The following is a 25414-nucleotide window of genomic DNA, read 5'->3' as shown; positions in this document are numbered from 1 at the left end:
AAACGATTTCCAAATTGAAGGGGAGAGATCGAAATGGCAAAAGCCAGATACAAGACAAAACAGATGACAGAGTTAGTTAATTATTTGAAATCTATACAAGGACAGCATGTTACTGTACAGGAAATTTTGTGTTAATAGCTGTAGTTTCTCTGTTTCCGGCATACTGTTGGATTTTGCTTACGTTCTCCTTGGTAAGCCAGAAGGTCAGGATAAATGATTGAATAAAACGTTTCTGGAAAATAGGATGGTATAAAAAGATACCGTCTTGTTTTTGTATGCTTTTTTAGAAAATATGCAAAATAACGGAGGGTTTTATTCATAAAAAAGCAAGAACATGGAACTGACCATGTTCCTTGATAATGGTGTGGATTTACACAGCTATCAACCGACAACAGCAGATCTTGCAAAAGTATCAGATTGTGATCTGTTCATCTATGTAGGAGGAGAGTCTGATGCATGGGTAGACGGTGCACTGAAAGAAGCTTTGCAGTAGGAGGTTCCGATATGCAGACAGCTATACAAAAAGATTTTCCGAACAGGAAAGAAATAGTCAGGATGAATACCCTAAAGATGAGACAGAGATAGAGGTAACTGGTACATTCGAAACATATAAAGAATCCGAAGATGATATGTTGTATGGTCATCTTGTAAATTCAAAATTACAGATAAAATGAGAAAAGAAAAGAAAAAAATGAAACTGATTACAAAGAAAATAAAAGAATACATAAAGAAAAGTAAAAGAGCAAAGCTATATGGAATATTCGGAATGATATATCTGATTATGGTTATATTTGTTATGAATGATGCCTGGTTGTATCAGACGCCGATTGCAAAACTGACAAAAGTTGAGACAAGCAAGGTGGGAGAGAATAAGAGCACCCGTGGAACACATGAGATCAAATATAAGCAAAAGATTCGGGGTGTCGTGCTGAATGGGAAAAATAAAGGAGAAGTTGTTGACTTTTCCAATGAATACACAGATACAGGAATGTTGAAACAGAAATATCACAAAGGCGATAAAGTACTGTTGAGTGGATCTTACAGTAATGTGGGTTCCGGTATTCAAGGAAAGAAAAGGGATGCTGAACTTGTCATATTATTGGGACTTTTGATATTTATATTGATGACCATTGCGGGAAAGAAAGGCATACTCACTATCGTGACGGTGGGAATCAACATCATAATATTTGCAATCGGATTTCTAAGTAGTAGTGATGAGGCAGACGTGGTAGCAATCTGTAATAAAATGGTAATTTTCTTTGCAGTTTTTACATTGGTTGGTTTAAACGGAATCCATAGAAAAACATGGGCAGCGCTAGTGTCAACATTGCTCGTACTGGCGATGATCATGGGAGTATTTGACGTTGTGATTCGTCATGTTGATGAGTTAGATTATTCTACGATGGAATATTTGGGAAGCATTGATACTCCAGACAAGATTTTTCATGCGGAGATTTTGTTGTCTGGACTTGGAGCGATTATGGATGTTGCAGTGGCAATTGCAGCGGCGCTGAGTGAACTTGTTACGAAGAAGCCGGAAGTTACATTCCGGGAGTTGTTTCGGTCCGGAAGAGAGATTGGATATGACATTATGGGAACAATGATTAATGTGTTGCTTTTTGTATTTGGATGTGGTTTGATTCCGATGTGTCTGATCAGAATGAATAACAGTGTTCGGCTTATGACGATTATCAGATTGCATATACCTTGCGAATTATGTAGATTCTTTGTAGAGAGTATTGGAATTGTATTGGCAATACCTGTATCCATTCTGATCACATCTGTGATGATGAAATTAACAGTGAGGAAGGTGAAGAAGACATGTTGATAATACTTGGTTTGCTGTTACTGTTCTTGATTGTCGTTATTGGTGGAGACAGAGGGGTTGTATCCATTATTTCATTGTGTGGAAATATGCTGTTTCTAAGTTTGGCAATCTGGCTCATGGCCGCGGGTGCACCGGTGCTTCTGGTTACAGTCGGAGCAGCTGTCATTATTTCCTGCATAACGTTATTTTATCAAAATGGCACAAATGTCAAGACAAAGAGTGCATTTATAGCAACATTACTGACAATGACAGTTCTATTTGTTTTTATCTATATAATAGTATGGAGCAGCGAAACAGGAGGGCTGAATGAGATTCAGGCGGCGGAAGAGGATGTGTTGTATTATAATATGGACCTTGATATCAATATGCGTAATGTTGCAATAGCTGTGATTATACTCAGTACATTAGGAGCTGTGCTTGATATGGCGCTTACTGTGACAACTTCTGTATATGAAATCAGCATTCATAAACCGGATATGAGTATTGTGGAAATTATAGAAAGTGGAATACAGATTGGAAGAGAAGTAATCGGAACAACAGTGAATACATTACTATTTGCTTATCTTGGAGAATCTTTATTGCTATTTTCGTATTTGAAGATGCGGAATTATACGCTGGAAACATTATTGAATTCAAAAATACTGTTTCAAAATTGTGTATCTATGATATTTGGCGCGATTGCATGCGTTATCGTGATGCCGATGGCGGCATTATTGATAGGTAAACAAAGCAGAAAAGCCTGAAAATAGATAAAAGACATTCAAATTATTTGACAAGGTATTCCTACTTTTGGTATCATGGTGACTGATTCATGTATCAATTTAGTCATGTGAAGTCCACAAAAGAAAAAGCAGGAGTGAGAAATATGAGAAACGTGGTGGAGATTCTGGATGAATTGCAGACAAGGGCAGGGAAGGATCCGGATTTGCGAAAACAGCTTCTTGGGACGCGCCTGGAATCCGATCCGGTGAGTGCTTTTTGCAGAACTTGCCGTGGGATGGGATACGAGCTATATGAGATGGAGCTGATTGCCAGTGGTGAAGAATTTCACGCGGCAATGAAACGCAGCACGAATGGCGGTGGTGAGAATTCCCCGATGCTGACAGCAGAAGATGACTTCTATGAATTATTTTTCTCTAGCCTGGAAAGCCTTGATGGAGCTAAGACTGAAGATACAGAGAAAAACTAAAGAATAGAGGAGAAATAAAAAATGTGGTTTTGGCTTGCATTGATTGCACTTCTTTGCTGGAGTGGCTCAGATCTTTTTTCGAAGATTGGCTGCCGTAATGGTAATGAAAAGTACAATCATTTAAAAATGGTAATTGCTGTTGGTGTAGTTATGGGTATCCATGCGGCGATTGAGATATTTGTTCAGGGAGTAGAGATTAACCTTCATGTAATCTGGACATATTTACCGGTATCTTTATTATATATCGGTTCTATGACACTGGGATATCTGGGACTGCAGTACATTGAATTGTCCATCTCTTCACCAATCTGTAATGCATCCGGCGCACTTGTAGCAGTAACAACGCTGGTAACCGGACAGTTTGATACAGAGCATAAGGCAATACTGATTGCAGTTATTCTTGTATGCGTCGGAGTAATCGGCCTGGGTGTTGTTGAGTCCAAAGAGGATGATGAGCTTCGCAAGAAGCGTCAGGAAGCAGGAAATTATCAATATGCGAAGAGTTGGCTGGCTCTGGCACTGCCGCTTGCATATTGCCTTTTGGATGCAGCAGGGACATATGCAGATAACCGTGTTCTTGAGACACTGAATGAAAGCAGTGCAAATGTAGCATATGAGCTGACATTCTTCATCGCAGCTGTTGTCTGCTTCATTTATGTGATTGTGATCAAGAAAGATCATTTTACATTGAGATTAGAAGTTCCAAAGTATACAGGAGCTATTTGTGAAACAGCAGGACAGTTTGCTTACATTTTTGCAATTGCAGACAGTAAGCATCTTACAATGAGCGCGCCGATGATCTCATCTTATTGCGTTGTGTCGGTTTTGTGGAGCCGTATCTTCCTAAAGGAGAAGCTTTCATGGAAGCATTATTTGATGATCCTGTTTGTCGCAATCGGTATTGTGATCATGGGAGTATATGACGTATAAGATTATTAGATTGCAGAATTCAGGCAGAATGTATACAAAAAGAGTATATAGAAAACAGAATAAATATTCAGTTATAAAAAGCAGATTCCGTATGAAGAGCATTCATACAGAATCTGCTTTTTGCGTCGCTATAATATTTATAGAAATCAGCCAGTGGCAGGTTCGGTAGGGTCTATTGTTATAATTATTCGGTTACCTTTGCAAACTGGCTGTTGTATAAGTCTTTGTAGAAACCGCCGGCGTGCATCAGTGCATTGTGTGTTCCCTGTTCGATTACTTTTCCGTCTTTCATCACAAGGATGAGATCGGCGCTTCGGATCGTTGAGAGACGGTGTGCAACGATGAAACTGGTACGTCCTTGCATGAGTCTGTCAAACGCTTCCTGAATCTGCACTTCTGTACGTGTGTCGATACTTGAAGTTGCCTCATCAAGAATCAGCATAGACGGCAGACAGAGCATGACACGCGTAATGCAAAGGAGCTGCCTTTGTCCCTGGCTTAAGCTGTCTTCGTGGAGCATCGTATCCAGCCCATCCGTCAGACGACGGATGAATCCAAGACTGTGGGATCGTTTAGCTGCTTCGAGAATTTCCTCATCTGTTGCGTCAGGCTTTCCGATACAGATATTCTCGCGGACAGTCCCGGATTTAATCCATGTATCCTGAAGAACCATGCCAAAACTGTGTCTCAGAGAATGGCGGGAAATCTCTTGAATGTTCTGTTCATCAATGGAAATAGAACCGCTCTGAACATCATAGAACCGCATAAGCAGGTTAATAAGTGTTGTTTTTCCGCAGCCTGTAGGACCAACGATCGCTATACGCATACCCGGTGTTACGTTTAAATTAAAATCACGGATCAACTCTTTTGACGGATCATAACTGAAGGATACGTTATCAATGGTCACTTCTCCTTTTATATCTGTCAGCTCATTTGCTGAATCCGCAGATTCCGGCTCTGCTTCCAGAAGCTCAAAAATGTGGGAAGCACATGCAAGCGCATTCTGCAACTCTGTAATGACGGAACTGATATCGTTAAATGGTTTCATATACTGGTTTGCATAGGAGAGCATAACGGACAGCCCGCCGACGGTCAACATTCCATAAGGAACAAGGAAGGCACCTAGAAGCGCTACACCTGCGTAAATGATGTTGTTGACAAAACGTGTGGACGGATTTGTCAGACTGCTGTAAAAGACAGCTTTCTGGCTGTATTCTTTCAGATCCTGATTGATCTCATCAAAGCGTGTAGATGCTGTGGTTTCATATCCAAAAGCATGTACGATTTTCTGGTTTCCAATCATTTCTTCAATAAGAGCTGTCTGCTTTCCACGTGTAGTACTTTGCTTGTGGAACATCTCATAAGAACGAGAAGAAATAAATTTCGCAACAAAGAAACTAAACGGTGTCAATACGATGACAAGTAAAGTAATCCAGATATTTTTGGATAACATGAAAAGTAAAGTTACAATAATTGTTACAATTCCGGAAAACAACTGAGTGAAGCCAAGAAGCAGACCATCAGATAATATGTCTGTGTCTGCAATGACACGGCTTACAATGTCTCCGGTACTGTGTCCGTCCAGATAAGAAAGTGGCAGACGCTGAATCTGCCGGATCGCTTTTGAACGGATATCCTGTACGGTACGGTAAGTCAGCTGGTTATTGATCATATTCATAAACCAGGTAATGATACTGGAAAGGATAACCAGAGTTGTTATGCGACCGAGGAAATATATCATTTTATGGAAATGTACCTGATGCTCCGCGATGATCTGGTCAATCGCATCTCCGAACAGGATTGGCACATATAACTGCATGACGACAGTGATGCAGGCAAACAGGATAGACAGAATCAGAAGGAAGCGATATCTTCCGATAAAACGTAATACTTTCCAGAGAGTTGTTAAGCTTTTCTGGTTGGAGCTGTTTTTGTTCGGGTTCATACGTTTGCCTCCTTTCTTCCTTTATTGCGTTCTTCCGGAAATTGCGAATAATAGATTTCCTGATAAATACTGCAATGTTCTAATAAGTCATCATGAGTTCCGGTACCGACAAGAGATCCATCATCCAGTACAAGGATGAGATTTGCCTGACGGATGCTGGCTGCACGCTGGGAAACAAGGAAAGTTGTTGTTCCTTTGCAGTAATTATGCAGTGCTTTTCGAAGTGCTGCGTCTGTGGCAAAATCAAGTGCGCTGGCACTGTCGTCCAGAATTAGAAGCTCCGGATGTTTGACAAGTGCACGGGCGATCGTCAGACGCTGACGTTGTCCGCCGGAGAGGTTACGTCCGTTCTGTGCAATATCAAAATTAAGACAACCTTCTTTTGCTTCTACAACATCTCTTGCCTGTGCAACATCCAGTGCATTCCAGAGCTCCTCATCTGTTGCATCCGGATTGCCCCAGTGGAGATTATCGCGGATGGTGCCTTTGAACAGAACGGATTTCTGCGGAACGACGCCGATTCTGTCGCAGAGATCATTACGGCTGTAATCTTTTATGTTTTTTCCATTAAAAAAAACTGAACCGGCAGTTGCATCGTAGAATCTGGCGATCAGATTTACCAGTGTAGACTTGCCACTTCCGGTACTGCCGATAATGCCGACGGTTTGTCCCCTCTTTACAGAAAATGAAACGTCACTCAGGCTGGCGGCACCTGCGCCCTCATAAGTAAAGCTGACATGCTCAAAAGCAACGGCTGTGTCGGTATTGTCATTGTCCGCTTTTGTTTCTTCCGGATAAGTCATGGAAGAAGAAAGGTTGAAGACAGAAGCTACACGATCTGCGCATGCCATGGATTTATTCAGAGTGATAATGAGGGAAGCCAGTTTGATGAGCTCCACAATAATCTGAGCCATGTAGTTATAAAGGGCAACGACCTGTCCCTGCTTTAAATTTCCAAGATTTACTTCAATTCCGGCTTTGTAGATCAGAAAGACCGTTGCCATATTGATCAACAGATAAGTCAGTGGATTTAACAATGCAGAAATACGTCCGACAAATTCATTTAATTTTGTCAAAGCGAGGTTGGCACTGTCAAAGTCGCGAACAGAACTTTCTTCCTGGGAGAAAGCCCGGATAACACGTACACCGGTTAAATTCTCGCGCGTAAGCCCGGTTACATGATCTAAGTGTCCCTGTACTTTTTTGAAAAGCGGGATGCTGACAAGCATGATTGAAAATACGACGACAAATAAAATTGGGATCGCCAGAACAAAGATCAGGGCACAGCGCACATTGATCATAAATGCCATAACCATTGCACCGATTACAATAAAAGGACTTCTAAGAAGAAGACGAAGCCCAAGATTCAGACCGTTCTGTACCTGGTTTACATCATCGGTGATCCTTGTGATCAGCGTGTCTGTACCAAGTGTATCCAGCTCTGTAAAGGAAAGCGTCTGAATATGGTCGAACAGAGCCTGTCTTACTTTTGTAGCAAAGCCTACGCTGGCTCTTGCGGCGTAAAATTGTGCCGTAAAGCTGCAGGCAAGTCCGATTGCTGCCATCAGGAGCAGGATAAGAAATTGCTGTAAAATGTAAATACGGTCATTGTTCACAATGCCCACGTCGATGATCCGTGCCACAACCAGTGGTACGATCAGATCGAAAACGACTTCCAGAAGTTTGAAAAAGGGAGCCAGAAAGCTCTCTTTTTTATAACTCGAAAGATAAATTACAAGTTTTCGCATAAAGAATCCTCCATAGTTATTTGATATTACATAAATTGTGCAAATATGGATGCACCGATAACTGTGATAAGTCCCGACACCGCAATGGAAAGACTGCTCATTGCACCTTCAATCTCGCCCATTTCCATAGCTCTTGCAGTACCGATGGCGTGCGAAGCACTTCCGATAGCAATTCCGCGTGCAATCGGTTCTGTAATTCGGAAATGGCGACAGATAAACGGCGCAATAATATTACCGAGAATACCGGTCAGGATAATTACGGCAACCGTTAATGTCACATATCCGCCAAGCTCTTCTGATACACCAATGCCAATTGCTGTTGTAATAGACTTCGGAAGGAATGTAATGTATTCTTTGTGGGATAAGCCGAAGAATACAGCCATTGCAAGAATGGAACATAAGGATGCAAAAACTCCGGAGAAGATTCCACATATGACAGCAGCCAGATTTTTCTTCAGCAGCTCGAACTGTTCATACAATGGAATTGCCAGACAGACGGTTGCAGGCGTGAGCAGATAACTCAGGTACTGTGCGCCACTGTAATAAGCTTTGTAATCAATGTGGGTGACCGCAAGCAGGGCGATAATAGATGCCACAGAGATGAGGAGCGGGTTTAGTATAGCCAGCTTAAACTTGCCCTGTAGGGCGTGACCAAAGCCATAAGCGATCAGACTTATTGTGACGCCGAAGAAGACAGAGTTTTCAAAAAAATTCATGAGTCCTTCCTTTCCTGATTGTCTTTGCTTTTTGAAAAGCGGATAAATGCCTGTGTCGTGTGACCGGCGACAATCATAACAAAGATGGTAGATAATACCGTTATAATAAGGTAAGTTCCGATTTTGGAACCGATGGTTTTCCAGGATTCGATCAGACCTACGGCCGCAGGAATGAACATGAGTGGCATGATTTCTATGAGAAATTTGCCGGAATCCTTCACGGAATCAATATGTACAATTCCAAAATGCAGACAGAGAAGCATCAGAACAAGACCGTAGATACTTGCCGGAACCGGGAGAGGAATCAGATAATTCATAATCTCTCCGATAAAAGAGATGGCAAGAATAATGTCAAATTGTTTAATAAATTTCATTTGTTACAACTCCTGTGATTGATTTTCTGTTGTTTGACCAGAGCGATTTTCCAAAAGGTCGGCTAAGCTAATGCCAAAAAAGAAATCATGCACCATAGAATCGAATTTTTGCCACATTGGTAATGTGAGACAGCACGAAGCACGGTCACAGGATTCAGCATCCGGTGCAAGACAGGCTACGGAAGATAAATTACCTTCGGTAAGCATGAGAATCTCGCCAACGGTATAGTCTTTCGGTGCGCGTGTCAGCTGATATCCGCCGCCTTTTCCACGCATACCCCGTAATAGTTTCTGTTTTACAAGTGTTTTCAGGATGATCTCCAGATATTTTTCTGAGAGTTCCTGCCTTGAGGCAATTTCCTTCAGCGGAATATAACGCTCAGGATCCTGCATAGCAAGATCTAACATAACGCGAAGGGCATACCTGCCTTTTGTAGAAATCATATTTTTTTCCTCCAATCATCAATAACCTATTATAGCGGAGGGTAATAGGGGATTCAAGACAAGAAGCAAAAAAAGTTGACAATGAAAGGAAAAAGAAAGTATGATAACACCAAATGCCACACAGGAAGGAGCAGGGAGGATGACACTGGCACAATTAAAATATGTAGTTACAGTTGCAAAGGCAGGTACGATGACAGAAGCTGCAAAAGAACTGTTTATTTCACAGCCGAGTCTGACAAAATCAATCAAAGAGCTGGAAAAAGAAATGCATGTGCGGATCTTTGATCGGACCAACAAAGGAATTGTTGTATCAAAAGACGGTGAAGAATTTCTTGCATATGCAAGACAGGTGTTGGAACAGGCAGAACTTCTGGAAGAAAAATACATGAATAAAAGTGCCAGAAAACAGGAATTTTGTGTATCGACGCAACATTATTCTTTCGCAGTAAACGCTTTTGTTGACTTGATTAAAGAATATGGAAATGAAAAATATGATTTTTCTCTACGCGAAACACAGACATATGAAATCATTGAAGATGTGGCAAGTCTGAAAAGTGAAATCGGAATCTTATATAAGAACTGCTTTAATGAAGCGGTGATCGACAAGCTTCTGAAGTCGAATGATCTCCGCTTTGAGAGACTGTTTGTCGCACGACCGCATATTTTTGTAAGTTCCGGAAGTCCGCTTGCAGGCAGGAAAAGCGTGACAATGGAAGAACTGAAACCATATCCGTACCTGTCGTTTGAACAGGGAGAGCATAATGCATTTTATTTTTCGGAGGAAATATTCAGCATGGTGGAGCGTCCGAAAAATATTCGTGTAAGAGACCGGGCAACATTATTTAATCTGCTGATCGGTCTGAATGGATATACGGTGTGCAGTGGTGTGATTGATGAAGATCTGAATAGTTCAGACATTGTTGCAGTTCCGCTGGATGAAGAAGGTGAGATGGAGATTGGAATTCTGTTGCATAAGAAATTTCATCCGAGTAAACTTGGAGATGCGTATCTTAAGGCACTGCGGAAATATGCTACAAATCCGCTGTCACCATAGTTTTTTAGAGTTTAATTATAAATAATGCGTATAAGAAATAGTTGCTTGATATAGCTTAAAGTTATGACAAACAACTATTTTTGTGTATTTTACGAATAACAGGAATGCCGATATAATAGCCATTGTACACAAGATACCAAAGCAAATAAAAATAGATTACAGAGGAGGAATTACAATGGCAAAACAGAACACACCATTTCGATATGATTATGTAGGAAGCTTTTTGCGTCCGGAAGCGCTGAAAGTGGCAAGAAGCAAATATGAGGCAGGAACCATTACAAAAGAAGAACTGACAAGTGTAGAAGATCAGGAAATCCGCGCACTGGTTGAAAAACAGAAGGCAGCAGGATACAAAGTGCTCACAGACGGAGAGTTCAGAAGATCAACCTGGCATCTGGATTTCATGTGGGGATTTGACGGAGTCGGACACAGCAAAACAGAGACAGGACTTCCGTTCCACGGGGAAGCAGCTATGATCGATGACACTTACCTGACAGGAAAAGTAGCTGTAACAGGAGAGCATCCGTTTGTAGAGCATTTCCGTTTTGTGAAAGCACTGGAAGATGAAAACACAGTTGCAAAACAGACAATTCCTGCTCCGGCACAGTTTTTAGAACAGATGATCATGCCATTTGCAATGCCGAATACGAGCAAATATTATGAAGATACAGAAGAATTGGTGCAGGATATTGCAGAAGGATACCGTAAAGTGATCAAAGATCTGTATGCAGCAGGATGCAGAAATTTACAGTTAGATGACTGCTCCTGGGGCATGCTGGTAGATCCGAATGCAAAAGCATTTTTCGGAACAGATGAAGAAGGATTGGAAGCGATCAAAGAGCAGCTTGTTCGTATTAATAATCTTGCAATTGAAGGAAAACCAGAGGATATGATCATCAATACACATGTATGCCGCGGTAATTTTCATTCTACTTATGCAAGCAGCGGAGCATATGACAGCGTTGCAAAAGTATTATTTGCAAGAGAAAATGTAGACACATATTATCTGGAATTTGACGATGAGCGCTCCGGTGGATTTGAGCCGTTGGCAGCCGTATCGGGCGAGAAGAAAGTTGTACTCGGACTTGTGACAACAAAATCTGCGCAACTGGAAGACAAAGACAAGATTATTGCAAGAATTCATGAAGCTGCAAAATATATACCACTTTCCCGTCTGTGTTTAAGTCCGCAGTGTGGATTCGCTTCCTGCGAGATTGGAAACAAACTTACAGAAGAAGAACAATGGGCAAAACTTGCACTCGTTAAAGAAGTAGCAGAAGAAGTGTGGGGATAAAACTCTCTCTTGACAGATTCTTGCGCAGTGCTATAATAAAGGCAGTCAATTGAATAACTATCTTCAGGGCAGGGTGTAAGTCCCTACCGGCGGTAAAGCCCGCGAGCCGTAAGGTATGATTCGGTGAGATTCCGAAGCCGACAGTATAGTCTGGATGAAAGAAGATGAGAAGAATCTTTGATAAGCAATACGAAGAATCAGATTTGAACATTTAGCTCTGGAATGAACATCCATTTCAGAGCTTTTTATATTTTATATCTGATAAAATAATCAAAAGAAACTTTTAAATGTCTTGAATGAGGTAGAATTCAAGGCATTTTCTTTTTTGTTATGGCGACGAGGAAAATGCGCCATGCTTGAATGGTTGCATTTAACGACCGCTAATCAGCAAATAAAACTCGCAAAACGTGTTTTATTGCTGTAGAAAACAGGAGGTGAAAAAGGAATGACAGATGAGAAAGAATTTTATATGCAGCGTGCGATTACGCTTGCTGAAAAAGGAAAGGGAAGAGTGAACCCGAATCCGCTGGTAGGTGCTGTGGTTGTCAAAGACGGAAAGATTATCGGGGAAGGTTATCACGAATATTATGGCGGACTGCATGCAGAGCGCAATGCATTAAAGAACTGCAAAGAATCTTCGGAAGGAGCAACTCTTTATGTGACTTTGGAACCTTGTTGTCATTATGGAAAGACGCCGCCATGTACGGAAGCAATCTTAGAACACAGGATTCGAAAAGTTGTTGTAGGAATGACAGATCCGAATCCTTTGATGGCGGGAAAAAGTATTGCGCTTTTGAAATCAAAAGGCGTGGAAGTAGAAGTTGGGGTTCTGGAAAAAGAATGTATGGAACTGACACATATTTTTCGGAAATATATAACAACAAAAATTCCTTATGTATTAATGAAATATGCAATGACGATGGACGGAAAGATTGCAACTGCAAGCGGAAAATCCAAATGGATTACCGGTGAGACGGCAAGAATGTGCGTTCAGAAAACAAGACTGGAATATCAGGCGATCATGGTAGGAAGTGAAACAGTCAGAAAAGATGATCCGCTTTTGACCTGCCGGATTGCCAATGGAAAAGATCCGGTCCGTATCATTTGTGATACGTCACTTCGCACTTCAGCGGATTTGCAGATTGTGAAGACAGCAAGGCAGGTAAGGACAATTTTTGCAACATGTGAAACAAACCGGGAGAAAATAGAACTTTATCAAAAAGCAGGCTGTGAAGTTCTGGTGGTCAGTAAGAAGAATGGGAAAATAGATCTTAAAGAGCTTGTACGGAAAATCGGAGCACTTGGAATTGACAGCATTTTGCTGGAAGGAGGCGGCACATTAAATGCAAGTGCATTAGAAGCACAGATTGTGGACCGTGTACAGACTTATATTGCACCGAAGATTTTCGGAGGCACCGGAATCGGACCGGTAGGCGGTATGGGCGTTGATGAACCGGCAGATGCATATCAACTGGTGAACAGTCGGCTCAAACAGATCGGAGAAGATTTTTTAATAGAAAGCGATGTGAAATATAAATGTTTACAGGAATCATAGAAGAGGTTGGAAAGGTAAGCAGTATCCGGACAGAAGATGCCTCAATCCGTCTTCAGATCCAGACAAAGGAAATATTAAAAGATATTCATATAGGAGACAGCATCGCCGTCAACGGTATTTGTCTGACGGTGACGAAATATGACACGGACAGTTTTTGTGCAGATGTTATGCATGAGACAATGAACCGGACTTCTCTTAAACTTCTTAGAAGAGGAAGCAAAGTGAATCTGGAACGGGCAATGGCGGCAAACGGAAGATTTGGCGGTCACATTGTCAGCGGACATATCGATGGGACAGGCACAATCCGCAAAATGCAAAGAGACAGTATTGCAATATGGTATACGATTGAAACAACAGCTGGGATACTACACTATATAGTAGAAAAAGGATCGATCACAATCGATGGAATCAGTCTGACAGTAGCGGCAGTTGACGATAAAACCTTTCAGGTATCTGTTATTCCACATACACTGAGTCATACTGCATTGCAGGAAAAGAAAGTGGGGGATCCGGTAAACCTGGAAACAGACTGTATCGGAAAATATGTGGAAAAATTCTTGCGGGAAAGGAACAGTAATTTGCAGAAACCAGAAGGAAATACAGATAGAAAAAATGGTAAATCTTCAAAATCAGGTGGAATTACGGCAGAATTTCTGGAACGTTACGGGTATTAACAGACAGGAGATCAAGAGGAAACTGTCGATGACAGGTTCAGCAGAGAATTAATAATTTAGTAAAATAGAAGGAGAGAAACTATGAAATTTCAAAAGATAGAAAATGCTTTACAAGCATTGCGGGATGGGAAAAATATTCTTGTTATGGATGACGAGACCAGAGAGAATGAAGGTGATCTGATCTGTGCGGCACAGTATGCGACAACAGAAAATGTAAACTTTATGGCAGTGCATGCGAAAGGGCTAATCTGTATGCCGATGAGCAAAGAAGTAGCAGCAAGCCTTTCACTGGCACCAATGGTTGCACACAATACAGATAATCACGAAACTGCGTTTACCGTATCTATTGACCATGTGGATACAACAACCGGAATATCAGCAGAGGAACGTGGATTTACAGCAAGAAAATGCATTGAAGACGGTGCAAAACCGGAAGATTTCAGGCGACCGGGACATATGTTCCCGCTGGTTGCAAGAGACGGCGGTGTGCTGGTACGGAACGGACATACAGAAGCAACCGTAGATCTTATGCGCTTAGCCGGGCTTAAAGAATGTGGGCTGTGTTGTGAGATCATGAAGGAAGACGGTACGATGATGCGTACAAGCGAATTAAAAGCATTTGCAGAAAAACATGGAATTCCGACAATGACTATCAAAGAGCTGCAGGAGTACAGAAAAGTAAAAGAAACACTCGTTTCCTGCGAGGCAGTAACGAAGATGCCGACAAAATACGGATTATTTACTGCGTATTGTTATGTGAATAAATTGAATCAGGAACATCACATTGCGCTTGTTATGGGCGAGATCGGAGAGGGAGAAAATGTGTTATGCCGGGTACATTCGGAGTGCCTTACCGGAGATGTATTTGGATCTCTCCGTTGCGACTGTGGACAGCAGTTTGAATGTTCCATGAAAGAAATTGCAAAAGAAGGACGCGGAGTACTTTTATACATGCGGCAGGAAGGACGCGGAATCGGTCTGGTTAATAAATTAAAGGCTTATTGTCTGCAGGATAATGGGATGGATACACTGGATGCAAATCTGGCACTGGGATTTGAGGCAGACCAGAGAGAGTACTATATCGGAGCACAGATTTTAAGAGAGCTTGGAATCCGTTCGCTTCGTCTTCTGACAAACAATCCGGATAAAGTATATCAGCTCCAGGATTACGGAATGGAGATCAGCAAGCGCGTACCGATCCAGATGGATGCAACGAATTACGATTTGAAATATTTGAAGACAAAGCAGGAACGTATGGGACATTTATTACAATTTTAAACAGACAAAACAGAGGGATAATTTTGACAGAAGCAGATTGTTCAGGAACAATACATAAATAAAACAGAGCCGGAAATGACTCTGAAAAAAGAAAAGAGGATAAGACATGAATACATTAGAAGGAAAATTAGTTGCAACAGACATGAAAGTAGGAATCGTAGCAGGACGATTTAATGAATTTATCACATCAAAGCTGGTAGGTGGAGCAATGGACGGATTGCTCAGACATGATGTGAAAGACGAAGATGTAGATATCGCATGGGTACCTGGAGCATTTGAAATCCCACTGGTTGCATCGAAAATGGCAAAAAGCGGAAAGTACGATGCAGTGATTTGTCTTGGCGCGGTTATCCGCGGAGATACAACGCATTATGATTACGTTTGCAATGAAGTGTCCAAAGGAATTGCGACAGTTTCCCTGGAAAGCGGAATACCGGTTATGTTTGGAGTGCTTACAACAGAAAACATTGAACAGGCAATTGCGCGCGCCGGAAGTAAAGGCGGAAATAAAGGATATGATTGTGCACTTGGCGCGGTTGAGATGGTTAATCTGCTCAGAACAATATAAGCGAGAAGGAAGTAGCAGAAAATTTATATTTTCCTTTACCTGTTTATGCGAAATGATATAAAATATAAAGTACAAAAACCTGCATGAAAGGTCAGAGAGGAAAAGAAATAAATGAAGCAATCATTTTTTTCAAAGGATCCGGTGTTTTACCGGTCCTTTTTCAAGTTGATGGCAGTGATCGCATTGCAGAATTTGGTAGCATACAGTGTCAACATGCATTGAAAGACCCCTTATTGTCTATGTACCGGTTAAGTGCGCAGGCAACTTTATATGCAGATCATTTTATGATGATCATGAGTGTGGTTATGGTTGGAATGGCGTATCAAATGCCGGTTGGAGTGGGGCTCATTCAGGGTGGTGGAGATACAAAATTTTCCATGTATCTTAACCTGATCTCGGTTTGGGGGATTGTCATGCCATTATCCTTTTTAACTGCATTTTACTGGAAACTTCCAGTTGAAATAGTAGTGATCGCAGTTCAGTCAGATCAGATATTTAAGTGTCTGCCGATTTTTCTGCGTTTTAAAAGTTATAAATGGATTCATAAGCTAACAGGCTAACTCCCTGATCTTTGGATCCTTCTTTCAATTATATTTATAGTGACAAAGATTGCACTAAGCCACAGGTAGTTGGTGATGTGTTTAGTGGTAACGTGGTTGTCAGTGTATTTGTTGTATCACTGCTGTTGAGTTTATTATTACCAAAAGAAGGAGGAAGCATAGGATGAAAGTATTAATGATCAATGGAAGTCCACATGTAAAAGGAAACACAAAAGTTGCTTTAGAAGAGATGGTGAAGATTTTTCATGAAGAGGGAATCGAGACAGAGATTCTCGATATCGGAAACAAAGACATCCGAGGATGTGTTGCCTGTTATACATGTATGGAAAAAGGAAAATGTGTTTTTGATGATATTGTAAATGAATCCGCAGCAAAATTTGAAGCATGTGACGGTCTTGTAATTGCGAGTCCTGTTTATTATGCATCCGCAAATGCAACATTGATCGCTTATCTGGATCGTCTGTTCTACAGTACACATTTTGATAAGACGATGAAAGTCGGAGCCAGTGTAGTTGCCGCAAGAAGAGGCGGACTTTCAGCGACTTTTGATGAACTGAATAAATATTTTACAATCTCCGGAATGCCGGTCGCATCCAGCCAGTACTGGAACAGTATCCATGGAAGAGAACCACAGGAAGCTTGTCAGGATGCGGAAGGACTGCAGACAATGCGTACACTTGCAAGAAATATGACATTCTTAATGAAGAGTATCAAGCTTGGAAAAGAAGCATATGGACTGCCGGAAAAAGAAGCAAGACGGGGAACAAATTTTATACGATGATTTACAGTCATCAAATGATGTCGCACGAGAAAGGGCGTATTTACTCGCTGTCATATAAAAAGGATTCGAGAAATGAAATCTCGAATCCTTTTTTACGCAATCATTATTGATTAAATAGTTTATTCCTTGTGAGGAAGTATGCAGTTAAAACCATTGTTCCGGTAAGTACCCAGGAAATCGGATAAATCCAGATCAACAAAGTGTAATTGTGCCAGATACGGATGGCAGTTGAGATCCAGATCAGACGCAGAACACAGGAACCAAAGACTGTAAGTGCGGCAGGTGTCATTGAGTGTCCCATCCCACGAAGTGCAGCGCCGCTGATTTCATAAGTACTTGTCAGAAGTTCCAGAGAAGTAATAATCACAAGGCGGATCATTGCATAGTGGATGACATCCGGATCTGTCGTATACAGACCGATAAAAAAGTTACGTCCGAGAACAAAGACCATACTTAAAATCCCGCAGAAAATCATACTTGCAAGCATGGCTTCCCGAAAGACTTTCTTGCAACGGTCATACATTTTTCCACTGTAATTCTGACTTGTGAAAGTCACTGTTGTCTGCGCAAATGCATTTACGATAAAATAAGTAATGTATTCAAAATTTAACGCAGTAGAAGAACCGGCAATCGCCTTTGAGCCAAAACTGTTGATGGAAGACTGGATACAGACATTGGCAACAGAAAAGACCATGCCCTGCAGTCCGGCAGGAACACCGATTTTTAAAATACGGATAAGTTCCGAAGTGTTGATTTCGAGCTTTTTAAAAGAAACCCGGATCGGTTCTTCTTCATGCAGTAAAAACAAGATGACAAGCAGTGCACTTACACCATTTGCAACAACTGTAGCAATACCGGCACCGGCAACATCCATGTGGAAACAGGCAACAAGCAGGAAATTTAATATTACATTTACCACACCGGAAACAATTAATGCCAGAAGTGGTCGTTTTGTATCTCCGATACTCCGAAGAATCGATGCGCCGAAATCATAGAGCATCATGAAAGGCATACCGAGAAAATAGATCCGCAGATAAACGGTTGCCAGATGAAGGACATCCTTCGGTGCGCCCATGAGCAGCAAGATTGGATGTGAAATGATCTGACCAAGCAGAAGTAATAGTATTCCGCTTATAAGTGCCAGCGTAACGGCAGTATGTACAACGCTTGGAATCTTTTGCTGATTGCCTTCGCCGATATAGCCGGCGATGATTACATTTGATCCAAGTGAAATGCCGGAAAATAATGTAACCAGCAGGTTAATAACAGCCCCATTGCTGCCAACGGCAGCGAGCGCTTCACTTCCGGCAAAACGACCGACAACGGCGACACCGACAGAATTAAATAACTGCTGCATGATACTGCAGGCGGCGAGCGGAAGTGCAACGATCAGCATATTTTTGAAAATTTTGCCATGGAGCATATCCATCTGGCGCGATTCTTTTTTCGTAGTTTCATTCATATTATTAAATCTCCTGTTAAAATCGATTAATCTGTATTTATAATTAAAGTAAAGTACTATAATTCTATCTGGCAAATACATTATAGATTTCAGAAAAAAGAAATACAACCCTGATTGCAAAATTATGCGGATATGCTTATAATCTGAAATAGAGAATTCCGGCAAGGGTAATAAAAGAAAGGAAGTAGTGTAGAAATGACAGAGAACGTAAAAACTTATGTAACAGAAAAAACAAAAGAACTGATCGCGGCAACATCCTGCTCAGCAGAAGCAAAAGAAGCAGCAAATGCATGGCTTGAAGCAGTTGGGACAGAGAAAGAAGCAGAAGTAACAAAAAATTATATTGCAGAACTGGAAGAAGATATCATGCCGATCGATGGACTGATTGCATTTGCAGGATCTGATATGGGAGCAAAAGTATTCGGAGATGCTGCAAAAGGTGTACTTGCTCATGCAGAAGAGATCAAAGCAGCAGGTGCGAAGTATTGTGACTGTCCGGCATGTGCGGCATGCGAAGCAATTCTGGCAAAGAAAGACGAGATATTAGCATAATTGCGATGATGTCAGAAATCTTGATATCATAAATAAAAAACTGACATAAGAAACAGAAAGGTTTACAAGATGATAAAAGCAGTTATATTTGACATGGATGGAGTACTGATCGATACAGAGCCACTGCATTACCGATGCTGGAAAGAGATCTTAAAAGAACACTATGATGTGGAGTTTGATTATGATATTTATTTACCATGTATCGGATCAACCAGACAGTTTTTCAGAGATCTGGTAAAGGAGCATTATGGAGTGGATTTTCCGGATCTGGATGAAATGAATCGGATTATGAAGGTGAAGAAATCACAGATTGTTAAGGCAGAAGGATTTCCGGAGATGCCAGGAGTAGAAAATGCTTTAAAACAATTAAAAGAAATGGGATACAAGCTTGCAGTTGCTTCTTCCTCACCAGAGAGTGAGATTATGGATGCAATGACAAGACTTGGTCTGATGCCGTATTTTGATAGCATTACAAGCGGAGATCATGTAGAACATCCAAAGCCGGAACCGGATACGTTTCTGCTTGCGGCAGAACGGCTGAATGTTCCGACAGATAACTGCCTTGTCATTGAGGATTCTACGAATGGCGGCAGAGCAGCACTGGCAGCGAAGATGGATTGCGTATGGCTGCATAATCCACACTCCGGACATCAGGACATCCCGAATGCAATTCTGGAGATCCCGGCGTGGACGGAAGATGGCATAGAGAAGCTGGTTAAGCTGATACAGGAAATGTAGGAAAAATAGTTATTGCGTTGATTAACAGACAATAAAGGCGTTTTAGAGGAACGCGGGTGAGAAAATGATAAGACTCAGAGATATTCTTGCCATGGATATATTTCGGAATTTTAAGATTATAGCCGGGAAAAACGGCAGTGATCGGGAAGTGAAAACGGTCAGTGTTATGGATGCGCCGGATATTTATAAGTGGATGAAAGGCGGTGAGTTTTTGATTACATCTGGTTATGTAGTCAAAGATCAGCCGGAATATTTAGCTTTTCTAATTGAAAATCTGGACAAACATGGAGCATGTGCTCTGGGAATAAAGTTAGACCGGTTTATTTATGAATATCCGCAAGATGCAATAGAAAAGGCAAATAAATTGAACTTTCCCATTATTGCTATTCCATTCGAATTTGCATTTGCAGATGTGATCAATCCAGTGCTGCAGGAGGTGATTAATCATCAATCCAGAATCCTGCAATATTCGGAACGAGTGCATCAGGCTTGTACAAAGATGGTATTGGAAGATGAAGATATTTCTACTATTTTATCTTTTCTGGAAGAACATATTCATCAGGAAGCCGCATTTGTAGATACCTGTTTTGATAAAACTTATTATACGAAAGACACCGCCCAGAGGGGAATAGAAGAAACAGGGCGGTATCGGATTCATATCAATGAAGAAGAATACGGATACCTTGTATTTGGAAGTAAATGGAACGACTATGATGAATCCTTTCGGGATTATTATCAGATTGCGATTGAGCAGGCGGGCACTATTTTAATATTAAAATTACAGAAAAAACTTACAGCGCGCCAAATTGAAGCTGATTACAGAGAGCAGTTTGTGCAGGACATGTTAACCAGAAATATTAGCTCTAAAGAAGAAATCATAAATCGTGCGATGATCTATAACTGGGATTTTTATCTTGGTGGAGTCGTATTTATTGTAGATATTGATCATTTTAAAAAACAGTATTTAAAACATCTGGATGAAAATGTAAACAGACGTATGATGGAAATGATGACACGGGTTTTGTTAATCAGCAAACAGCGTGTCGGACAGGAATATGCACACTATGTGTATAGTAAATTAAGTGATCAGATTGTATTTATTATTACAGAAAAATACGAGGATGAAGAGACGTTTAGAGGAAACTTAAAGAAACTGGCAAAGGAAATTAAAGATGAGATTGCTCGTGTAATTCCATTTACGGCGACTATCGGAATTGGAAATTACAGAAAAGATATAAGCCAGATTCATGACAGTTGGGAAGAAGCTAGAAAAGCGATAGAAATTATCCGTAGTATGGAACGTGAAGATACGGTTGTATTTTATGATGAACTTGGGATTTTTAAGTTGCTGTCACTGGTAAGTCATAGTGCAGAAGCGAAAGAGTTTGAAAAACAATATATCGAAAAAATTTGTACATATGATCGAAAGCATCATACAGATATGATGGATACTTTTATTGCTCTGGTAACAAATGGATGGAATTTAAAAGTAACTTCAGAAAAGTTATTTATTCATTACAATTCTATGAAATACCGATATCGTAAACTGGGAATGATATTAGAACTGGATCTGCAGGATCAGGAAGAACGTTTAAATCTGGAACTCGCATTGAAGTTATATCAGATGCATGAAAAATAAAAATATACAGCTAATAAATTTTGTAAATAGGAATTTATTAGCTGTATATTTTTTCGAATATTTTTCGCTGTTGTCCACTTGGTACAATAATTTACTGAGAAAATAGTATCAAAAAGATGAAGAAAGTCAAAATAAAGTCTGGTATACTACGTCACATAAATAACAATACAGTATTCAAAGAAGGAGGCAGACAAATGTACGAAAATAAAGTAGGATTTTTGGACGGAGCACTGGCAACTGTAAAAAAGAATCAGATGCAGGATACAATCGGGCAGATACAAAAGAGCGGACGGTTAATTTTAAAGGGCGGACATGTTGTTGATCCAAAGAATAAAGTAGACAAACAGACCGATATCCTGATTGCAGATGGGATTGTCTGTCAGGTAGCAGATGATATCGCAGCAGAGACCGGTGATCGTGTAATTGATTGCGAAGGACTTACTGTTATGCCGGGATTGGTTGACATGCATTTACATCTTGGCGATTTATTTGAAGTAAGTACAAATCCAATTTTCTGTGCAGCAGAAGATGGCGTGACATTAGGATTATCACCGGGAGCCGGAAATACATTTATGGCACCATCTCTTCTCGGTGCGGAAGTAGATCATGGAGTTCCGATTAACCTTGGCGTTTATCTTGGAGCTGCAAATGTACTTGGAACACAGATGTCAGTAGATGAGTTGATTCGTATGTTTAAAGGCGAGATAGATGCAGATACATTATCTACAAAGATGACAAGAAATGGAATTACCAATACAACGGCTGCTTTAACGGTTGGAATTAAAGATCATATGGGACATTTTATTATGTCTGATGAAAATATTGATAAGATTTATGAAATTACTTCAAAAGCAAATCTAATTTATATGTCCCATACACAGGACCCAGAACATGCGGAAAGACTGGTCTCACTTGCAAAAGGACGTCCATTACATCTGGCACATGCTACAGCGGCAGGATGTGGAACACACATGGGAGCAGCAGAAGGTATGAAACGTGTTCTTGATCTGGTAAATGGAGACAATATTTCCGCAGAGTTTGTTACAACCATGCTTCGTGCAGGACGAGGAAGTCGTGAAGGGCTTCAACTTCCAAAAGAATCGCAGAAATTAGCATATGATGCATTGGAATCAGGAAAAGTAAAGATTCTGATTTCGGATGGACAGAATCAGGGAACAATGAAAGGATTCGGGGATACACGAGATAATATTCCGGCTATTATAGAACTTTCACAAAGTGGAGTTTTAAGCCTGAGTGATGCAGTTGCGACAATGACCTGTAATCCGGCAGCGTTAATCGGAAATAGAACAGCAAATAATTGGTGGACAGATAAGATTGGTCATCTTGGTGTTGGCGCACTTGCAAATGTTACAGTTGTAGATATGGACGATAAACTTGCAACGTACACAATCGTAAATGGAGAAATTGTATCCTTTGAAAACCGTGCGGTGAGAAGAAACTGTGGAGCAGGTGGATGGATTAGCAAATTTGGTATGGTAAGAAAGACCGGAGTAGGTGAGCTTGTAATGTTTTCGTACCAGAAATAAAGGGGAGAAGACAGTTGAAAAAAGAAAATGATAACAAGTATGCACAGATAACAACTGAACAATGCAAACAAATTCTTCAGAAATTGGTGCAGATCAATACTTGTCAGCCGGAAGGAAATGAAGGGAAACTTGCGGATGTCATATTAGAAATGTTACCAGAAAACATCGTATATAGAAAAATTAATCATTCAAAAACCCGAGCGTCTCTGATCATAAAAGTAAATGGAGAAACAGAGGAAGGCGGTATCGCATTTGTTGGTCATATGGATACGGTTGCATGTGGAGATTACAGTCAATGGAGTTATCCGCCACATGATGCTATTGTAAAAGGTGATATTCTCTATGGACGCGGATCTGCTGATATGAAGGGTGGAGACGCGGCCATGATATTGGCATTAAAATGGATGCTGGAAACAAAAAAAAGACCAAAGAAATCTATTTATTTCTGCTTTACTGCGGATGAAGAAAGTAAGGGAAGCGGAATTTGCGGAATTGTAAAAGATGGTACGGTGAATAAAGTTGATGAAATAATTATATGCGAACCTTCAGATGAGAAAATAGGTACTTGTGAAAAAGGTGCATTTTGGTTGAAAATTACGGTGCAAGGAAAGCAGTCGCATGCATCCAGACCAGACCTTGGGATTAATGCTGTTGAGTATGTAGAAAAATTAGTCGCAGAATTAAAAGAACAAGTGGAAACCGGGGAGGTGCATCCTATTCTGGGAACGACAACAGCATCCGTTACAAAACTGTGTGGCGGAATTATGACGAATATTATTCCACCAACTGCAGAAGCAGAATTGGATATACGCACAGTTCCGGGAGTCAGTCATGAACATATTTTAAAATGTACAGAAGAGATTGCAGACCGATTCAGAAAAGAAATACCGGGAATTCAAATTACCATTGAAGTGATGAATGACAGACCGGCATTGGAGACATCAAAAGATAGCCCGCTGGTGAAACAGATCATGAAAACAGCACAGATGGTGGGAATTTCAACAGAAGATAAAGGACATTATTTCTATACAGATGCATCACAGATTATTCCTAAAATATCTGTACCATTTGTAATCGCAGGACCAGGAGATGATGCACTTGCACATTGTATTAATGAACATATTTCTCTGGAAAGCGTAAGAAGATATGCAAAATTGTATCAGAAATATCTGGAAAAATATTATCTATGAGGAGGTAAAAATGGGTGAGACAGTAAAGACGAAAGAAAAAATGACTGGCGCATTACCGGGATTTATCATAAGTATAGTCATTGGATTTGCATTTTATTTTGGCTTAAAAGCATTAAGCGGTAATAATGCAGTATTTGATTATAATAATATGATTTCTGGAATTTTGGATTCTGTGCCAAAACAGATTGCCTGGTTCTTTATGAATTTTACAGAAGCACAGTTTTATGCAAGTGTATTTGCCGGAATAGGAATTATACTTGGAGGAATTGTAGCATGGATATTGGCGATCAAAAATTCAAAATATGCAGGATTTGATGTCTGCTATGGAAGTAGTACCTTATTCCCGTGGGTGTTGGCATCACAGCTCATCTCCCTGGGATTGGCAATTTTTGTATTTCGTTATATTAATGGATTTGCAGATTCATCCGTAACATGGATTGCAACATTTATTACTGTAGTAGGTGCTCCGCCGGCAGTTATGTTACTTTACGGTCCAAGCGTTCCGGCATTATTGACATCTTCCATTATCGGTGGTTTGATCTGTGCCCCTACTGCAATATGGATTGGAAACGCAATTGTGACTCCGTGGAAACTTCCGGGAGTCGTAGCAAATGTGTCAACGATGGCAATTACGGGAATTATTGTATGTATGGTTTGTAAGATTCTTCCGTGGGTAAAACCTGTGCCGGTGAAACCACATCGGACGGAGGCAGCACCGGCAGATGATGTATATAGTACAAGCTGGTTTGTACGCAGGGTTTTTGCAGATTTTACAGAAGCACAGTTTTATGGAAATGAAGTGGCATCTGCATTTTTGCTGGCAGGCGCAGTGATTGGCACAATCGTATGTGGAAATCATGGAGCATATGGCTCAGGAGCTGTACCGGCTATAATTTTATCACAGTTTGTCGGAGCGGCAACGGGAGTGTTCCTGTATGCAGAAAAATTTGATAATGGTGGCTGGTATGCAACGTATGTTCCGGTTGTCAGTGTCGGACCGGCATGTGTTCTAATGTATGGTGCGAATATTCCGGTGGCGGTATTTGCAGGTGTTCTCGGTGGAATTATAGGAGGACCGATTGCACAGTTTTTCTCAGAAAAACTGCCGGAGGGTGTACATGGAACAGTAGCGAATGTAACATCTATGACAATTTCAACAATTACGGTATCTGTTGTAATCAGTGCTCTTCCATGGTTTTAATTAATGGATATTATTATTTAAAAAAAGATACTATAAAAAGAAAATAAAAAGAACCATTGCGTGATAGATAGATTTCGATGTAATATCTATAACACAATGGTTCTTTTCTCTATTCTTTTTCACTTGGTGAATAATTATTATAGCATG

At 40.7% G+C, this 25414-nt stretch carries 24 protein-coding genes, 1 pseudogene and 1 riboswitch; of the genes and pseudogenes, 19 read left to right on the top strand and 6 right to left on the bottom strand.

All coding sequences use genetic code 11. The features are described 5' to 3' along the window. Positions 1-331: 331 nt before the first annotated feature. The 5 genes and pseudogenes from DW152_RS11150 to DW152_RS11130 all read left to right on the top strand — a co-directional run. Positions 332-484 (top strand): annotated as a pseudogene (locus tag DW152_RS11150) (metal ABC transporter solute-binding protein, Zn/Mn family); the annotation flags it as partial. 207 nt (positions 485-691) lie between these two features. Beyond that, a complete protein-coding gene (locus DW152_RS11145) occupies positions 692-1828 on the top strand; it encodes a YibE/F family protein (RefSeq protein WP_118288658.1) in 1137 nt (378 codons plus the stop codon). Continuing rightward, positions 1822-2571, top strand: coding sequence for a YibE/F family protein (locus tag DW152_RS11140; RefSeq protein WP_021860028.1), 750 nt, complete (start codon positions 1822-1824; stop codon positions 2569-2571). The genes DW152_RS11145 and DW152_RS11140 overlap by 7 nt, the downstream gene beginning before the upstream one ends. A gap of 122 nt (positions 2572-2693) precedes the next feature. Beyond that, complete coding sequence (locus DW152_RS11135) at positions 2694-3017, top strand: hypothetical protein (RefSeq protein ID WP_118288645.1); 324 nt, start codon at positions 2694-2696, stop codon at positions 3015-3017. Positions 3018-3038: 21 nt separating this feature from the next. Next, positions 3039-3947 carry an EamA family transporter gene (locus DW152_RS11130; protein ID WP_118288644.1) on the top strand — a complete coding sequence of 303 codons (909 nt, stop codon included), beginning with the start codon at positions 3039-3041 and terminating at the stop codon, positions 3945-3947. Between the two features lie 184 nt (positions 3948-4131). Here the strand turns inward: DW152_RS11130 and DW152_RS11125 are convergent, their stop codons facing one another. Genes DW152_RS11125 through DW152_RS11105 form a run of 5 tightly spaced genes read right to left on the bottom strand, consistent with a single transcriptional unit; the run spans position 4132 to position 9174 of the window. Continuing rightward, the gene (locus tag DW152_RS11125; RefSeq protein ID WP_118288643.1) at positions 4132-5892 is read right to left on the bottom strand and encodes an ABC transporter ATP-binding protein; all 1761 of its coding nucleotides are present in this window, start codon (positions 5890-5892) and stop codon (positions 4132-4134) included. Continuing rightward, entirely contained in the window at positions 5889-7640 is a 1752-nt protein-coding gene (locus DW152_RS11120; RefSeq protein ID WP_118288642.1) for an ABC transporter ATP-binding protein, read from the bottom strand. Before DW152_RS11120 ends, DW152_RS11125 begins: the two co-directional genes overlap by 4 nt. Before the next feature lie 26 nt (positions 7641-7666). Beyond that, complete coding sequence (locus tag DW152_RS11115) at positions 7667-8356, bottom strand: LrgB family protein (RefSeq protein ID WP_021860023.1); 690 nt, start codon at positions 8354-8356, stop codon at positions 7667-7669. Next, positions 8353-8730, bottom strand: a complete 378-nt coding sequence (locus DW152_RS11110) for a CidA/LrgA family protein (RefSeq protein ID WP_118288641.1) — start codon at positions 8728-8730, stop codon at positions 8353-8355. The genes DW152_RS11115 and DW152_RS11110 overlap by 4 nt, the downstream gene beginning before the upstream one ends. A 3-nt stretch (positions 8731-8733) precedes the next feature. Next, positions 8734-9174, bottom strand: a complete 441-nt coding sequence (locus tag DW152_RS11105; RefSeq protein ID WP_118288640.1) for an RrF2 family transcriptional regulator — start codon at positions 9172-9174, stop codon at positions 8734-8736. A gap of 139 nt (positions 9175-9313) precedes the next feature. Here DW152_RS11105 and DW152_RS11100 point away from each other — a divergent pair, with 139 nt between their 5' ends. The 8 genes from DW152_RS11100 (at position 9314) to DW152_RS11065 (ending at position 16938) form a co-directional block, all read left to right on the top strand. Beyond that, positions 9314-10228: a LysR family transcriptional regulator gene (locus tag DW152_RS11100; protein WP_117538082.1), complete on the top strand. Its 915-nt coding sequence runs from the start codon at positions 9314-9316 to the stop codon at positions 10226-10228. A gap of 175 nt (positions 10229-10403) precedes the next feature. Continuing rightward, positions 10404-11522, top strand: coding sequence for a 5-methyltetrahydropteroyltriglutamate--homocysteine S-methyltransferase (locus tag DW152_RS11095; protein WP_117538014.1), 1119 nt, complete (start codon positions 10404-10406; stop codon positions 11520-11522). Positions 11523-11577: 55 nt separating this feature from the next. Next, positions 11578-11692: riboswitch (FMN riboswitch) on the top strand. A gap of 275 nt (positions 11693-11967) precedes the next feature. Next, positions 11968-13077 (top strand): bifunctional diaminohydroxyphosphoribosylaminopyrimidine deaminase/5-amino-6-(5-phosphoribosylamino)uracil reductase RibD, encoded by a 1110-nt coding sequence (gene ribD / locus DW152_RS11090; protein ID WP_118288639.1) that lies wholly within the window; start codon positions 11968-11970, stop codon positions 13075-13077. Continuing rightward, positions 13059-13751 carry a riboflavin synthase gene (gene ribE, locus DW152_RS11085; protein ID WP_118288638.1) on the top strand — a complete coding sequence of 231 codons (693 nt, stop codon included), beginning with the start codon at positions 13059-13061 and terminating at the stop codon, positions 13749-13751. Before ribD ends, ribE begins: the two co-directional genes overlap by 19 nt. Before the next feature lie 81 nt (positions 13752-13832). Further along, positions 13833-15029: a bifunctional 3,4-dihydroxy-2-butanone-4-phosphate synthase/GTP cyclohydrolase II gene (locus DW152_RS11080; protein ID WP_021860296.1), complete on the top strand. Its 1197-nt coding sequence runs from the start codon at positions 13833-13835 to the stop codon at positions 15027-15029. A gap of 106 nt (positions 15030-15135) precedes the next feature. After that, entirely contained in the window at positions 15136-15597 is a 462-nt protein-coding gene (gene ribH / locus DW152_RS11075; protein WP_021860297.1) for a 6,7-dimethyl-8-ribityllumazine synthase, read from the top strand. An 83-nt stretch (positions 15598-15680) separates the two neighbouring features. Further along, a complete protein-coding gene (locus tag DW152_RS11070; RefSeq protein ID WP_118288637.1) occupies positions 15681-16157 on the top strand; it encodes an MATE family efflux transporter in 477 nt (158 codons plus the stop codon). Positions 16158-16320: 163 nt separating this feature from the next. After that, on the top strand, positions 16321-16938 hold the full coding sequence (locus DW152_RS11065; protein ID WP_117538018.1) for a flavodoxin family protein: 618 nt from the start codon (positions 16321-16323) through the stop codon (positions 16936-16938). A 103-nt stretch (positions 16939-17041) separates the two neighbouring features. Here DW152_RS11065 and DW152_RS11060 read toward each other — a convergent pair whose 3' ends face one another. After that, complete coding sequence (locus DW152_RS11060; RefSeq protein ID WP_021860300.1) at positions 17042-18400, bottom strand: MATE family efflux transporter; 1359 nt, start codon at positions 18398-18400, stop codon at positions 17042-17044. Positions 18401-18595: 195 nt separating this feature from the next. Between DW152_RS11060 and DW152_RS11055 the strand changes: the two genes are divergently transcribed. The 6 genes from DW152_RS11055 to DW152_RS13515 all read left to right on the top strand — a co-directional run bounded on the left by DW152_RS11055 (position 18596) and on the right by DW152_RS13515 (position 25267). Further along, positions 18596-18952, top strand: a complete 357-nt coding sequence (locus DW152_RS11055) for a molecular chaperone Hsp90 (RefSeq protein ID WP_105310374.1) — start codon at positions 18596-18598, stop codon at positions 18950-18952. A gap of 69 nt (positions 18953-19021) precedes the next feature. Further along, positions 19022-19690 (top strand): HAD family hydrolase, encoded by a 669-nt coding sequence (locus DW152_RS11050; protein ID WP_021860302.1) that lies wholly within the window; start codon positions 19022-19024, stop codon positions 19688-19690. A gap of 64 nt (positions 19691-19754) precedes the next feature. Next, positions 19755-21329, top strand: coding sequence for a PucR family transcriptional regulator (locus DW152_RS11045; protein WP_118288636.1), 1575 nt, complete (start codon positions 19755-19757; stop codon positions 21327-21329). Positions 21330-21523: 194 nt separating this feature from the next. After that, positions 21524-22876 carry an amidohydrolase family protein gene (locus DW152_RS11040; RefSeq protein WP_117538021.1) on the top strand — a complete coding sequence of 451 codons (1353 nt, stop codon included), beginning with the start codon at positions 21524-21526 and terminating at the stop codon, positions 22874-22876. Between the two features lie 14 nt (positions 22877-22890). Beyond that, positions 22891-24066, top strand: a complete 1176-nt coding sequence (locus DW152_RS11035; RefSeq protein WP_158549912.1) for a M20 family metallopeptidase — start codon at positions 22891-22893, stop codon at positions 24064-24066. 10 nt (positions 24067-24076) lie between these two features. Next, positions 24077-25267, top strand: a complete 1191-nt coding sequence (locus DW152_RS13515) for a hypothetical protein (RefSeq protein WP_117538023.1) — start codon at positions 24077-24079, stop codon at positions 25265-25267. Positions 25268-25414 lie beyond the last annotated feature (147 nt).

The sequence above is a fragment of the Dorea sp. AM13-35 genome (assembly GCF_003473885.1).
GTDB lineage: Bacteria > Bacillota > Clostridia > Lachnospirales > Lachnospiraceae > Dorea_D > Dorea_D hominis.
Note: the sequence above shows the minus strand (reverse complement) of the source record. Positions and strands in the feature narration are given on the sequence as shown.